The following is a 15,739-nucleotide window of genomic DNA, read 5'->3' on the forward strand; positions in this document are numbered from 1 at the left end:
AGTTATGAAAGTAAGTTTTGACTATCTCTTAAAAAGCTTTATTATCTCTGTTCTCTTGGTCTTGTCGATCGTTGGGATCACCTTTGGTAGTATAAAAACTGCCGAACTAACCCCAAAGGGTCGTTTTTATAATGGTGATATTAATACCACGATCTATTTTTCACCATATGAGTTGAAAACTGACGAAAATCAAAATAATGGGGTTCAACTTAACCAAACGTTTGATTTTAGTCAGCCAAGAAATGCTGAACAAACAGAATTAATTCCCCAACAAGCTTGAACTAATTTAGCTAATAGTTATAGTCAAAAACTGTTTGCATTAGGGTTTTCTGAAATCAATGTTGCTTTCAACGATAATATCCCCTTACCAGCAAACAACCAAGTTGATCGTTCTTGATTAAATAGTAATAATACCTTACCAGCGTTGGTGATTTCAGTGAATAAAACACTAGAAAAAACTCCAAATGAACGCGAAAGAATCTTTGATGAACGACTAAAAAGAACGATCCAAACTACACTTAATAATCAGTACAACTTAACCCTTGAAACTACTGATGGTTATGTTTTATTAGACAATAATGAGATCATCAAAGATTCGATCAGAGTGATCCAACCAAGTGCAAGTAGTACTAACTCTGGATTAAGTTTTGAAGTTAAGTTAAAAAACAACCAAAAGTTTTCTTCAAATTCAGATAACAGTAATCAAGTTTTAGATTACTTTGTTAATCTGATTCCCAAAAGTTCAGATTATTTCACTTCAAACGGGCAAGGTAGTGTTGAAGATATTAGAAACCGATTGTTCGTTTCAAATAACACAACCGATGTTTTGGGAAATCGAAACCTAGTCTTATGAAATGATAAGTTAGGTGCGCTGAATTATGTTCGTAATATCTTTAATGTTGTGCAAAACTCAAACCAGTGGTTTGCACTAAATAATACTGAACAAGCATTATGAAACTTCTTACATGCTACTGGGGGATATGAGCCTAGTGCTAATGTTAAAAATTTAGTTGCGCCATTCAAGTCAGCTCAAGATATCCAACTAAACGACCTTTATTATATTTATGCTGAACCTAAAGCATATGTGGCTGCAGCTGCTGATGCTAAAGATAAACCAGAAGAGATCACAACCCCACAAGGTTCAAGAAACCCAAGAAGTTCAACGCCAACTGATTTTAGTGGGTTGTTTTCACCGTTCATCTTATATGAACTAAGAACCACTAAAGTTGATGGTTCAGAATCACAACTACTAAATAGTTTATTCCCAACTAATATCACGATTAATAATAATGGTGATGCAGTCTTGAGTTTAACTCAAAGACTAAATAGTTCGGCTACTTATATGAACTTTGATTATAACCAAGCTAATAGTTTGGCCACTCTAATCAGAGAAAGTAGTCCTAATAATACCTTTTATGTTGTTGATAACAGTTCAACAATTAATCAACCATTAGTTAATAAAACATTTATTAATCTAAGCCAATACCAATCAGGGTTCTTAGCGGTTGGGATCATCCTTTTATTCTTATCATTAATCATGATTGTTGGCTTTAAGGTTCAAGGGTTCTTTGGGATCTTTGGTTTGATCTTATCAGCTGTGATCACCTTCTTGATCTATTCAAGATTTAACGCGTTTGTTGATCTATTTAGTTTCATTGGTTTAATTGGGGTGATCATCTTTAACTTCTTGGTGCAGTTATTTATCAATCTCAATTTCAAGCGCAACGTTAGTAATAAGATCTCCTTGCTTGAGTCGTGAAGATTAACCCACAACAAGACCTTTTTAAAAGCAGTCGATCTTTATCTGATCTTATTAGTTATCGGGTTATTCATGTCGTTTATCTCTAAATATGAGTCGCAATCAATTGGGATCTTATTGATCATCTCAAGTCTGATCGGGTTCTTTATTAACTACGGGTTAAGCGTCTTATTAGTCAAGATCTTTAATTCGATTAATAATTTCTCACCAAAATTCTACTTGTACAAACACACTTATAAAAACCTAGAATCAATCTCAGGGAACTTATCAAAAGATGCGATGGCATTTAATGATTTAGTAATCACGATTGATGAACAAGTTGATAAGACCTTTAGTAAGAACTACAAGTATCAGATTATGGACAAACGTTCGTTAGTTGCTTTATTACTTTTTGTTGGTCTGATCATCTTGGGTGGTTTTGCTTTATCTAACTTTATTAACCGTTCATTCTTTATTAATAGCGATAGTTTATATGATTCACTAAACACGATTTTGATCGCTTTAGGATCAACAACCCTAATTGGTTTAGCTTACTTCTTATTAAGATATCAATGAATCGTGATTATTGGTTATCTCTTTTATGGATTAGTTAATTTTGGAATTATCTTAGGTGTGTTATTCTTATCTAGAAATATCGTAAGTAGTGAGTTTGGTTATCTATTCTTATTAATTAGCTTATTTAGTTATATCTATTCGTTAGCCAACTTTGTCTTTGTCACAACTAATTTATATAGTTATTTTAATCTCCAAGAGATCTACCAACCACAATCTGTGAAAAAGATCGTTAATAATACAGCAGTAGCAACAATTGATCTATACTTATATTCAACGATCATCTCAACGGCTGTTTATTTCATCTTCTACGGTTTAAACTATGGTGGTGGGGGACTTAATTTAAATGATGAGTTTAACCAACAATTAGTTTACTTTGGTGTATTTAGTTTATTTAATGTTTCATTAATTAATATTAATGCGATCTTCTTACTTAACCCTTTAATTGGGTTATTGATGATTAAAAAATCAAATACGAACTCAATTTATTGATCAAAAATTTCATTAAAAACCAAACAAGAAGAAAAGAATCTTGATCTGATCGATGAACAACTAGTTGAAGGAATCAACTTGCACAAACGTGCAATTAGAATCGTTTATCAAGAACTTAAAGCCGATAATTAAGATATGAAAACAGAACTTATTGCCCAATTAAAAAAAACAATTATCACCGTTAAGGATTTCCCCAAACCCGGAATCTTGTTTTATGATATCACCCCGATCTTATTAGATCCCAAACTATTTGATCAGGTGATTAGTGTGATGGCTGAAGTGGCTAAGAAATCAAATGCTGATATGATTGCTTCACCAGAATCACGTGGTTTCTTATTTGGTGTGCCATTAGCCAACAAACTTAAATTACCGTTTGTTTTAGTAAGAAAACAAAACAAACTTCCCCGAGCAACTTTTAGTGCTTCTTATGATCTTGAGTATGGTAAGAATAACGTTATTGAGATCCACCAGGATGCGATTAAACCTAATTCAAAGGTGATGATCGTTGATGATTTATTAGCAACTGCTGGAACAGTTGATGCAATCTCAAGACTGGTGAAACAAGCTAAATCTGAAGTGGTTTCATACAGTTTTTTAATCCGTTTAAAAGATCTTGGTGGGATCGATAAATTAGATCAAACTAAACCAATTGATTACATCTTAGAATACTAGATTAACTTATCATGCTAAGCTGATCTAAAACTATTGGAATAAATAATCTGATATAATGAAAAAATAGTTATTAAAGACAAAATATGTTAAATCGACAGTTCATTCCCAACTCCTTCTTACAACAAGAAGTTAGCTTTGTTAAGAAAGCGTTTTTAAAATCCCACCTGTATGCTGGGATCGCTTTCTTATTATCTTTTTTTGCTGCACTAATCATTACCACGATCGCCCAACGAACCGGATTAACTAACTCACTTGGTTTTTTAATCGCTTCAAGTGTGAGCTTAACAGTTGGGTTTTTAATCGTGATTATCTCATCGTTCTGACTGAACGTTTATCGTTCGATGAGGACATTAGTTAGTATCTATCTCTTTTCTTGAGTCTTTCTTACCTTTGGTTTAAGCGGGGTCTTATTATCAGTTGACAATTATAATATCAGAGAGCTAGAAGGAATTGATCTAACCCAAATTAATACCGCGTTATTAATCGTTGGTTTAGTTTATATTGTTACTTCATTATTAGGTTATAAGATGAGTAATAAAGTTGGATTTAGATTAGCTAAATTCTTATTTGTTCTATTTATTGTTAGTACGATCATTATCTTAGTGGTAAATATCGTATTCATCTTTGGGATTAATGAAGGTGTGTTTAGTCTTTATTTCTTATTAATCACAATCTTTAGTTTAGTCTTCTCAGTGCTATCACTAATCTTGTCATCATTTATGACAAGAAAAGTGGCTGAATCAATCCAATTAAGTGATAATGAACAGTTAATTAATAATTTCATTGCTTACACTTCATTCATCTTATTCTTTAGATTATTCATCTTATTCATTGATATCTTAAGAATTATGAGCTATCGCAGATAGAAAATTATCGTTCATTAATTAATCCGAGATAATATAATTTATAAGAATATTGATTAACTTATGAGTAATCACAAACCACCGATTCTAAAAAGATTTTTAGTGAGTTTAGCTTTCTTTGTATTCTTTTTAGTATTACTATTTGGCTTCATTTACTTATTCTTTAGCTTATTGTGATACGACAAAGAATTTAACCCAGTTAAGTTGTATGAAAATTTCTTTTCTAACCAAGCACTAACCTGATTTAAGCGTGATGGGACTTATGAATGGGGTAGGGCTAGTTATCGCGAATTTGCAACGATGTTACCTGACCCAGAAAGCCCGTTTGGTAAGATTAAAAACTTCATCCCGGTTTTATATAATGCTGATAGCTTTCTAGGGACTGATAATAACCAATTAAAAGCTGGCTTTTTTGGTTATTTCATTCCGTTAGGCATTAGTTTTGTAAGCTCATTATTTGTTAGCTTAATCATCTATGCGATCGTAAGAGCGATTGTGCGTTCAATTGTTAAAAGAAATCAAAGAGCACAAAAATTAAAAGCAAAAAAAGCAGTTCAAGCTCAACGACAAGAAGTTAATCCTAATACTTAATTACGAATATAATAGTTTATGGCAAAAACAAAAAAACACTTATTAACCCAAGAAGGGTTAAAGAAATTGCAAGCAGAACTAAGACTTTTAGTTGATGTTAAACGTGCAGATGTAATTAAATTAATTCAAGAAGCACGTGAGCAAGGTGACTTATCTGAAAATGCTGATTATGATTCAGCTAAAGCAACTCAAAGTGAGATCGAAAGTCGGATTACTGAGATTCAAGATATCTTAAATCACTATGAGATCATCAAAGAAGTTGATACGAAAAACAAACGAGTAATCGTTGGTGCTAAAGTAACGATCCACGATCATTCAGATGAATGTAATTATACGTATGAGATTGTTGGTCCCATTGAAAGTGATCCAGCTGAAAATAAGATCTCACACGAATCACCTGTAGCTAAAGCGATCATGGATAAAAAAGAAGGTGAATCGGCTGAAGTGATCGGGATTGAACACCCTTATAAAGTAACGATTAAAAAGATCGTGCTTTAGATTCATTTATTAAGATAAAAAACCAACAGATCCATAAAGTTCTAATCATAGATTTCACAATTTTTATGTTATAATTTTATGGGTAATAATGGGTAGGTAGCGAAGTGGCTAAACGCTTCTGACTGTAAATCAGACACCTTTTGGTTTCGGCGGTTCGAATCCGTCCCTGCCCACCATATTGGAATGTAGCCAAGCGGAAAGGCAATAGACTTTGACTCTATCATGCGATGGTTCGATCCCATCCATTCCAGCCATTTATGACTCACTAGCTCAGCGGTAGAGCATTTGACTTTTAATCAAAGGGTCCCGGGTTCGATCCCCGGGTGGGTCACCATTTTTTATCGCCCAAGTGACGGAATGGTAGACGTACAGGACTTAAAATCCTGGGGTAGCGATACCGTGCCGGTTCAAGTCCGGCTTTGGGCACCATTAAGCGGGTGTAGTTCAATGGTAGAACTGCAGCCTTCCAAGCTGTTAATGTGGGTTCGATTCCCATCACCCGCTCCATTATTGAATCATTTTATGATTATCTTTTAAAACGATTCAATAATTCATATTCCTAAAATTCAAGAGCCAGCACTAAGATTATGTGCTGTCTTTTCTTTATATTAGATAAATTTCAGTTTATTTATTCTTGATTTTTGGTTAAAAAAGCTTGAATAAATAAACTCAAATTTTGAGTAAGTTTATTATTTTAATCGCGTAGGTTGTTAGATGTTTTAACCTAATGTTTTGATTATTTTAGGTCTAGATTGTTTCAGTCAAAAATCTGTCAAACCTACTTAAGGTTTGACATTTTAGTTAACTTAATTAATCTATGATTAATTACTTGTTAAAAATAGTGCGTGTAGATTTTCCCGCTTTTTTCGTTTTTTTAATACAATGCTTTTATGACTAAAAAAACATTTAATGATCGGACGTTTGCCTTACTAACAATTAATTACGTTGTTGGCTTTGGTTTTATTGCCACAATCGTTGATATTGTTAATATTGGCTACTGAGCGATTCTGATCTTATTTTTAACTTCATTTATTGCGACAGCAACTGCGTTTGCTTTTTCAAGATTGATCAGCGCATTTCCAAATGAAACAGGTGGATCAATCTCTTATGCTAAAAAAACTAATTACAAGTTTTTAACCTGTTTTACAGGTTTTAACCAATATGTTCAAGTGCCATTGTTTGCAGCGACTGGACCTTTATTCTTAGTTAGAATTGCAGAAGTACTAACTGCTAATGAAACAACACTTTGGATCGTTCGGGGAGTTTCAATTGTTTTTTATATCAGTTTAGTTTTACTTGTTGTTTTACGAGTAAGAGTATCAAAATGATTTATCTTTGCCACAGCAATTATTAAATGAATCTCTCTAGGGATCGGGATCATTGGTTTGGTTATCTTAGTAGCTAGAAATGCTTCTAATCTTGTTGAGAACTTTAAGAATGTTAAAGATGTTAATGCTTATTTAATTTTCTCAACGATCATCACGTTTATGTTTGCTTTTGGTGGGGTGGAAACAACACCTAATATTGCTAACAACGTACAATTTAATAAGTTCTCTAAAGCTTTAATTATTGCGATCGTAACGATCATTGGTTTTTATACGATAGCTTATATCTTATTCTTAAATTTAAACCTAAATTTAATTAGTGATGGGTTTATTCAAGTTTATAAAACAGTACTAGGAACAACTGGTTTAGTAATCTTTTCAATCTACTTACTATTTTATAATATCTCAAGTACGATGACTAGTACTTTAGCTAATCCAAAAGTATTAGTATCAGCAGCTCAGATCGGGTTTTTACCAAGCTTTTTAACTAGAACTAACCGCTTTAACCAACACCGTAATGCGATTATTACTAATGCGGTGTTAATTATCGTGTCGATGTTTATCTTTACGTTGTTGCCGATGTTCTTAAAGCTCAATACCAATTTCTTTAGAAACGTAATTAATATGGGTACGATTGCTTTCTTATTACAATACGTCCTATCATTCATTACGATCTTTGTTTTGGTTAAACAAAAAAAGATAACCAACATTAGATGGTGAGAACTATTATTCTATGGTCTGGCTGTATTATTTATTCTAGTGCCATCATTAATCTACTTATTCCCATTCTTAGTGGGTCAAAGTTGAACAGTTGAAAACACAATTACAATCGTTACTTATGCCATCTTCTTTCTTGTCTTCTTAATTTACTTCTTTATTGCTAAGCACAAAAACAAGATTAATTTAGAGGCAAAAATCGAAGAACCACAAGAAGATGAGAAGGTTGTAATTAACCAATAAAACCAACAATTAAATGAAAATAAAGGTACGGTTTAGTACCTTTATTTTTTCTTAAAGTTAAGCTTGTAATATGACCGTTGTAGTGGGGTTGGTGCTAGTTAATTTTGTGATAAAATTATACCATCCTAAAAAGGGAAAATAATATGCAAGAGAATGTAAAAGATTTATTAACTCTACAAGCTTCATTGTTTGTATTGGAAACTAAAGTAAGAAACTTTCACTGAAATATCAAAGGTGATGATTTCTTTCCAGTTCACGAAGAGTTAGGTAAACTTTACGAAGAAGCTGCTGATAAAGTCGATTTAGTTGCAGAAAAGATCGTAATGCTAGAAAATACTGCTTATGGCAGTTACAAAGAAGCTTTGAAAAACTCTCTACTTAAAGAAGAAAGCGCTAAGCCAATTTCATCTAAAGAACTGTTTAAGGTGTTACAAAAAGATCTTAAAACGATCTTAGAATTTATTGGTAAGATGCAAAAGATCTCTTATCGTGTTCAACCAATCTTAGATGAAATTATCTTGTTCTTAGATATGTGGTTGTGAAAAGTGACCAAATCATTAGCATAAAAAAAATCAAAATCTTGTTAGGGAATAACAAGATTTTTTTATCTGTTTGTGAGAATAGTTTTGATTATAGCGACGGGTTAGTGCGCTTAAGATTAATTAGGCTTTTTTTGATATTTAAGGGGTTTGAGCATTTTGTTTTCGAAGTAGATCTTGGATTTTGAATTAGCAAAAAATATTGCTCAAACCCTTTGTTTTTCAAAGAAAAAAAGAAAAAGAAAAATAAAAGAAGAAGTTCTTAGGAGTTCTGAGGTTTGGGGTTGGTTTGATCGGCGAAAATAAACGCGATTTATTCCTTAATTGAACTTTATATATTCTTTCTTAATGAATTTGGGTACGTGCAAATTCATTAATTTAACTTTAAGTGAGAAGAAAAAATATTTTAAAGTTTGTTAGTTTATTAGGTATTAGTTCGTTTGTGATGTTGGCAGCAGCTAGTTGTACTTCAACACCAACACCAACACCAAACCCAAATCCTGGTGATGAAGCTGCTGCTAGAGAGTTAACAGCTGCAAGAGCGTCTTTAACAAGTTTATTAAATAGCAAAAACACCAACGTTGAAATGTATGCAGATTATGCAAAAATTCAAAACGCTTTAAAGTCTGCATATACAACAGCTGAACAAACTTCTCAAAATTCATCAGCAACTCTAGAACAAGTTAAATCTGCTACATCAAACTTACAAACAGCAATTGATAAAGCAGCTACTGATAAAAAGAATTTTGATCAATCACATAACGAGCTATTAATGGCTTACAGAAATTTAAAAACTACTGTAAGCCAAAAATCAGCTACTGTAAGTTCATTAGGATTAAGTAATCCTCAATATAGTGCAATCTTAAAAAAAGTTAATGCTTCATATCAAGCAGCTGAAAAAATTCTTAGTGCTAGTCTAGATCCAATTAGTGGTTCTGCTCCTACTCCTAAATCAATTGCACAAGCTAGCAACAGTATTTCAACAGAAACTAATCCAGAAACACTTAAACCATTCAAGACTAATGCAGATATGTTCAATAGCTATCAATTTTATAAATTAGATAGCACAAAATTAACTGATGTTCAGAGCAAAAACACGATGCCTAGCAACTATAGTTTTGTAGGTTATAGTGTTGGTTTAGATAATGCTAATTGAAGCTTTGCTCAAAGAACGGTTTGAACAAATGGTAGTGACACAGGTTCAACTACAAGACTTCCTAATCAATCTGCTGATTCAGTTCAAGCCACTCAACCAGAAGGAGCATCAAACCCAGAAGCTACTGCTACAAAACCTTTAACAGATGTATCATGAATCTATAGTTTAACTGGAACAAATGCTAAATACACATTAAAATTCACTTATTATGGACCAGAAACTGGTTATCTATATTTCCCTTATAAGTTAATTAAACAAGCAGATAGTAATAATCTTGGCTTACAATACAAATTAAATACTGCAGCTCAACCAACACCTATTACTTTTGGTACTCAAGCAAATGCAAGTGGTCCTGCTGCAACAGTTGATAGTATTAATATAGCCAAGGTTATGATTCCTGGTTTAGCTTTTGGTGAGAACACTATTGAATTAAGTGTTCCAGCTACTAAAGTAGCTCCAATGATTGGTAATATGTATTTCACTTCTAATGCAAATAGTGAAAGAACTATTTATAATCAGATTTTTGGAAATACAGAAAGTAATGAATCAAACTCAACAGTTGTTAGTGTTAATCTATTAAAAGGTTATGGTTTGGCAGCTGATTGATCAACATATATTGCTGAATACAGTGGTGCAGGTTTAACATTAAATAATGAAAATAAAGCAGATGAAAAGTATTATTTAATTGGTTTTGTTGGTGGAACAAGTGAACGTAGAATTTATTCTATTACAGAAAACGTTCAGAAATTGCCATCATCAGTAACGAATCAAAATAGTCGTACCTACACCTTTTATGTAAATGCTCCAAAAGCAGGTGCTTATTATATTAAAGGAGTGTTCACTTCAGGGATTAGTAGAGATCTTAAATTCAGTACCGGAGATATGTCTTCTAATAATAATGTAACTGTAAAACAATTGTCTACAGGTAATTATTCTACTATTACATTAAGAACCTTTGATACCTCTGCAACAAAAGGACCTACCCAAGTTACAACTGATTCTACTGGTAGAAAGACATTAACTCTAGTAGAAGGATTAAATAAAATAGTAGTTAGTGGAGCTACTGAAAATATGGGTAATGCTCCAAATTTTGGATATTTAGAATTTATTCTTAATGAAACCCAACCTGAAACTACTAATGTTTCAAATCCATCTTAGTAATAGAAAATATATGTAATCAAGTTCAGTTAGTTAGGTATTTTATATAAGTTATTTTGCTTGTCATTTAACATCAAAATCAATTCGAATTTTGATGTTTTTTTATATTGGGAATTTTTTTAAAAAACATTTCTCTGAATTTGTTATAAAAATTATTAAAACTTTTTATTTTCGAAGAAGAAGAAGTTCTTAGGAGTTCTGGGGTTTGGGAATCCTGTGATCTGCGAAAATTAAGCGGATTTATTACTTACTGAACTTTATATATTCTTAATTGGTGAATTTTTTAATTTTTTAAAAATTTATCAGATCGACTTTAAGTGAAAAGAAAAAACATTTTAAAGTTTGTTAGTTTATTAGGTATTGGTTCGTTTGTAATGTTGGCAGCTGCAAGCTGTACTTCAGCAACTACACCAACTCGAAACCCTGAACCAAAACCAGATCCAATGCCAAACCCTCCTAGTGGTGGTATGAATGGTGGAAATACTAATCCAGGGAATGGCGGAGGAACGGACAATGCTGCACAACAATTAGCAGCTGCTAAAACAGAAGCTAAAGCTGTTATCGATGCTTCGGCGGAATTATCAGATTCAGTTAAAGAAGCATTAAAAAGACAAGTTGATGCAACTACAACAGGACCTGCAGCCAGAGATTTAAAAACTAAAGCAGAAACTCTTGTTTCAACTGTAAAAGCATTAAGCGAATCGGTTACTGCTGCTAAAGCAGTTAAAGAAGATGCACAATACAATAGTTTTGACCCAACTCTTAAAACTACTTTAGAAGAAAAATACAAAACAGCAGTTGGTTTTCTAACAGAAGATTCAAAACTTAAAAATCTAGATGCTTCAAGTAATTTAGACACAACAAAAGCTTCATTAGAATCTTCAAAAACAGATCTTGATGCAGCAGTTGCAGCAGTTAAACCAGAGCTTACTTTTGCTAAAACTAAAGCTAGCGCTGTTAAAACAGCTTCAGAATTAAGACCTCTTGTAAATGAAGCGTTTCTTGCTGAGCTTCAAAAACAAGCAAATGATTTACCTAAAAATGATCAAAGTAAAGCTGATAAATTAGATTCAGAATTAAAATCATTAAAAGCTTCTCTAACATCACTTCAAGATCTAGTTTCTAAAGGCCTTGCAATGCAAGTGGATTATCCACAAAAATACTACGATGCTGACAATAAAGAAGCATTCGATGCAGCTTTACTAAAAGCTTCATCAGTATTTCCAGCATTCCAATGAACAGCTGAATCAATTATGGTTCCTGCTCCAACAGATGGTGCTTTACCAAACCCTAGAGCTTGAACCAAAGCTAGAGAAAAATCAGAATTTGTACTACAAAACTTCGTAATGGCTCCAGCTCAAGCAGCTGCACCAACACCAACAGAACCTGCAGCAGCTGAATCAGCTTCAGTTAGAGTTGCAAATGGTGAAGCTGCTTCACCAGATGGCGCAGCATCAAGAGAAGCACAAAGAACTCCTGCACCAGCTCCAATGGCTGATTTAGCATCAACAGTTTCTTATCTAAAATCATTAAATGACAGCTTAAAAGCTGAAACCGATAAGTTAAATGGTGATACTACAACTAATAAGACAGCATACTACAAACTAGTTGAGGGTCGTACACTATATTGAGACGGGTTTATGCCTAAAATTGTGCTAGATAATTTTGATTCAAGTTGAACAAATGCAAATAATTCAGACAACCAAAATAAAATTAAAGCTTGATTTGGTCACGCAGCAAACTGAGAAGGTTTATCTGATCAACTAACTAAAAAGCTTGGAGCAGAAAGATTTAAAAACGTAAAGCTTACTTTCAAAGAAGCTAGCTTTAGTAGTGATAATATTAAAACTCCAACTGTAACATTTACAGTTGCAGCAAAAGAAGGCTACACTTTAGCTGAAGGACAAGACGCTTCAGCTCAAGAGATAAGTCTTGTGGTTAGAGTTTTATATAACCGTGATGATGAAAGCACAATCCAGCTTCCTACACAAGGAGCTTCATCTTCAGCAGCGCCAAATAATACAATGAAACCAAATGATGATGAGGTTATAAAAAAGGTTAATGTATATCTTAACTACACCGGGCCAAATATTGAGTTAGATGCAGATCTACCAACAGTAGGCGGAAAAGAAAATACTTCAATTAATGGTACTTCAAATGTTGAAGGAACCTTTAATGATAAATTCAAAGAACTATTAGTCGATAATAATCGAATACCAAGAGAATTTCTTAGCACAGTTATAAACTATGTTAATAAATTTGACCATAAATTTAGAGCTCAACTTGTAACAGATAAAAACGGAGTTGCTATAGCTAGCGTTCAAAACGACAAACAACTTAGAATAGGAAATTTAAACGATTTACTATACAATGAAAAAGTATTCTTACAGCAAATCCAAGGAGATACAAAAGCAGTATATTTTGCAGTTAACGGTGTAGGTGATAACAAGTGATTAAATACGTTCCTAATTAGAATTCCATTAACAAAATTTGTTAAGCCTTTAACTACATTTACTGCAACCCCAGCTTCTGCACCAGCTCAAACAGGTTTAGGAACAGGAACAACACAATAAGCTCAAAGCTCACCAATAACTGGCACAACCAAAACAGATGGTAATTCAACTATTAAAACAACAGATTATGGAACAAAAGATGATTAAAGTCAAAGCTCTAATACTGTAATAAAGAAGGAAGTAGAGATTCAAGTGAAAATGGAGAAACTCACTCAACAACCTCTAGAAAGCAATCAAACGACTAGTGAACAAGTTGAGCCTAGTTCTGCAACTGCAAAAATAATATATAAGCGCTAAGTTAGTTACATAAAATTATTAGTCCAGAATCGTTAAAGCGGTTCTGGTGTTTTTTTTGTTCTGTTTAAGTAAGCAATTTAGTTGTTGTATTCACTATATAAAATGGCTAAAAATCTTTAAACATCGAAGAAGAAGAAGAAGAAGAAGAAGAAGTTCTTAGAAGTTTTAAGGCCGTATTTATGGGCGACAATTATGCCGATTTATTACTTACTGAACTTTATATATTCTTTCTTGATGAATATCTTTTTATCTAAGTTCATCAATTTAACTTTAAGTGAAAAGAAAAAACATTTTAAAGTTTGTTAGTTTATTAGGTATCGGTTCATTTGTGATGTTGGCTGCAGCTAGTTGTACTTCAGCTACTACACCAACACCTAACCCTGAACCAAAACCAAATCCTCCTAGTGGTGGCATGAATGGTGGAAATACTAATCCAGGTGGCGGACAAGGTATGATGGATTCTGCAGCTCAAGAATTAACTGCTGCTAGAACTGCTTTAACTAGTTTGTTAGCTAGCAAGAACGCAAATGTTGAGATGTATTCTGATTATGCTAAAATCAAAAACGACTTAACAGCTGCATACACAACTGCTAAATCTACATCAGATAATACAAGCGCCGCTTTAGAACAAGTTAAAAGTGCTACATCAACTTTACAAACGGCTATTGATAAAGCTGCTAGTGATAAAAATGATTTTAATAACCAAAATGCTGATTTAGTTAGTGCATATACATCGTTAAAAGATGCTGTTAAATCAGAAACTACTAATTTAGTAAGGTTTGTCTGATGCAAATTATACAGCCATAAAAGATAACCTTACTACTTATTATGGTAAAGCTAAGAATATTTTAACAGCTACGCTATATCCTGCATCAGGGGAGATTCCTAAAGTTGATGCTGTAAAAGTAGTAAACAATTTTATTACAAATGCAAATAATAATATTGAACAATGAAAAAATAATGCAAACATATTATCTGATAGTTTTTTAAAGAAAACCTTAGATAAACAACAATTAACAAGTAATGCGGAATTACAACAACCTGCAAATTACAGTTTTGTAGGATACAGCAAAGATATAACTGGTCATAAATATAATTTTGCTAAAAGAATTGTTTGAAAACCAAAAATGGGTAGTGGCAGTACTTATGAGCCATTAGAAAATCAAGGCGATTTAACAGAAGTATCATGAATTTATAGTTTAGCTGGAAATGAAACTAAATATAGTTTTACTTTTGCTAATTATGGCACAACTACAGGATACTTATATTTTCCATACAAGTCAGTTAAATCAAGTGATAATGTTGCATTACAATATAAGTTAAATGGTGCTAGTCCGATATCTATCGATTTTAATAACTCAGCAATAATTCCATCTCTAGAAAGTGCTGGTGATGCTGATGGTTCTGAGATGGCTACAACAGCTGATGATAGTAGTCCTGAATCTCAAGTAAAAGCAGAGAAAGCTTCTTCTACAAGTGATGTTTCTACAAGTGCAGTTAACTCAGCGCCAAGCGTTGATCAGATCAAAGTAGCTAAAATTATGTTATCTGAATTAAAATTTGGTCAAAACACCATTGAATTCAGCGTGCCAACAGGTCAAGATAAAGTAGCTCCAATGATAGGTAATATGTATATTAGTTCAACTGATAAAAATGATAATTTAGTATACAATGATGTTTTTAGCAATACTTTAGATAAACAAGATGAACCAACTTCTGTCACTGTTAACTTATTAAAGGGTTATAGTCTAGCAGCTGACCACTCAACATATTTTTATCAATTTTCAAGTTCTAACCGAATGAATGAAAGCAACCCGACTTATTTAGTTGGATATATTGGTGGTCGTGGGAATCGTAATAATCTAAATTCTTCTGTTACTGCTGATAATAAAGTTGCTAGTCCTTCTGTTCAAACATCTAGTAGAACTCTAACGATCTATGTAAATGCTCCTAAAGATGGTCAATATTATATTGAAGGTTCATATCTTACATCAAATAATAGAAACTTAAAATTCACAACAACTGCTACTGCAAATAATTCAATAACATATACTGTTAAAGGAAAAAATAATTGAAATACGCTAGGTACTTTTAATACAGCGAATAATGACGACATTGAAACAAGTGGTTCTTCTAGTAGTGGTCAGACAAACGAATCAAAGACAATAAAATTAAATAAAGGTTTAAACAAGGTTGTTATAACTTCAGTAATGATGAAGGGTGAAAATCCGGGTGCTCCATATATTGGTAACCTAACATTCACTTTAATGAGTCCTGCAATGATGGATGCTAAGAAATAACTGTTGAAAAATTATAAATAAGCGCTAAGTTAGTTATATAAAATTATTAGTACCAGAACCGATA

At 32.7% G+C, this 15,739-nt stretch carries 9 protein-coding genes, 5 tRNA genes and 1 pseudogene; all 15 read left to right on the plus strand.

Translation table 4 applies throughout. From position 1 onward, the window contains the following. Positions 1 to 4 precede the first annotated feature (4 nt). The gene (locus tag D2833_RS01080) at positions 5 to 2,935 is read left to right on the plus strand and encodes an MPN396 family protein (protein WP_011113420.1); all 2,931 of its coding nucleotides are present in this window, start codon (positions 5 to 7) and stop codon (positions 2,933 to 2,935) included. Between the two features lie 3 nt (positions 2,936 to 2,938). After that, complete coding sequence (locus tag D2833_RS01085; RefSeq protein WP_011113421.1) at positions 2,939 to 3,475, plus strand: adenine phosphoribosyltransferase; 537 nt, start codon at positions 2,939 to 2,941, stop codon at positions 3,473 to 3,475. A gap of 83 nt (positions 3,476 to 3,558) precedes the next feature. Beyond that, positions 3,559 to 4,341, plus strand: coding sequence for a hypothetical protein (locus D2833_RS01090; protein WP_011113422.1), 783 nt, complete (start codon positions 3,559 to 3,561; stop codon positions 4,339 to 4,341). A 60-nt stretch (positions 4,342 to 4,401) separates the two neighbouring features. Beyond that, positions 4,402 to 4,929, plus strand: coding sequence for an MG319/MPN454 family protein (locus D2833_RS01095; protein ID WP_027333206.1), 528 nt, complete (start codon positions 4,402 to 4,404; stop codon positions 4,927 to 4,929). An 18-nt stretch (positions 4,930 to 4,947) separates the two neighbouring features. Beyond that, positions 4,948 to 5,427 (plus strand): transcription elongation factor GreA, encoded by a 480-nt coding sequence (greA, locus tag D2833_RS01100; RefSeq protein WP_011113424.1) that lies wholly within the window; start codon positions 4,948 to 4,950, stop codon positions 5,425 to 5,427. Positions 5,428 to 5,517: 90 nt separating this feature from the next. Beyond that, positions 5,518 to 5,603 (plus strand) — tRNA-Tyr (locus D2833_RS01105). Between the two features lie 3 nt (positions 5,604 to 5,606). Continuing rightward, a tRNA-Gln gene (locus tag D2833_RS01110) sits at positions 5,607 to 5,681 on the plus strand. Between the two features lie 5 nt (positions 5,682 to 5,686). Further along, positions 5,687 to 5,761: transfer RNA gene (locus D2833_RS01115), tRNA-Lys, on the plus strand. Between the two features lie 9 nt (positions 5,762 to 5,770). Beyond that, a tRNA-Leu gene (locus D2833_RS01120) sits at positions 5,771 to 5,856 on the plus strand. A gap of 4 nt (positions 5,857 to 5,860) precedes the next feature. After that, a tRNA-Gly gene (locus tag D2833_RS01125) sits at positions 5,861 to 5,934 on the plus strand. Positions 5,935 to 6,317: 383 nt separating this feature from the next. Next, positions 6,318 to 7,712 (plus strand): APC family permease, encoded by a 1,395-nt coding sequence (locus D2833_RS01130; protein WP_011113425.1) that lies wholly within the window; start codon positions 6,318 to 6,320, stop codon positions 7,710 to 7,712. Positions 7,713 to 7,855: 143 nt separating this feature from the next. Next, positions 7,856 to 8,278 (plus strand): Dps family protein, encoded by a 423-nt coding sequence (locus tag D2833_RS01135; protein ID WP_011113426.1) that lies wholly within the window; start codon positions 7,856 to 7,858, stop codon positions 8,276 to 8,278. Between the two features lie 361 nt (positions 8,279 to 8,639). Then, on the plus strand, positions 8,640 to 10,565 hold the full coding sequence (locus D2833_RS01140) for an FIVAR domain-containing protein (RefSeq protein WP_027333207.1): 1,926 nt from the start codon (positions 8,640 to 8,642) through the stop codon (positions 10,563 to 10,565). A 317-nt stretch (positions 10,566 to 10,882) separates the two neighbouring features. Then, a complete protein-coding gene (locus D2833_RS01145) occupies positions 10,883 to 13,138 on the plus strand; it encodes a GA module-containing protein (protein ID WP_011113428.1) in 2,256 nt (751 codons plus the stop codon). A gap of 511 nt (positions 13,139 to 13,649) precedes the next feature. Further along, a pseudogene (locus D2833_RS01150) lies at positions 13,650 to 15,675 on the plus strand (hypothetical protein). The last annotated feature ends 64 nt before the right edge of the window (positions 15,676 to 15,739 follow it).

This window comes from Mycoplasmoides gallisepticum, from assembly GCF_900476085.1.
GTDB lineage: Bacteria > Bacillota_I > Bacilli_A > Mycoplasmatales > Mycoplasmoidaceae > Mycoplasmoides > Mycoplasmoides gallisepticum.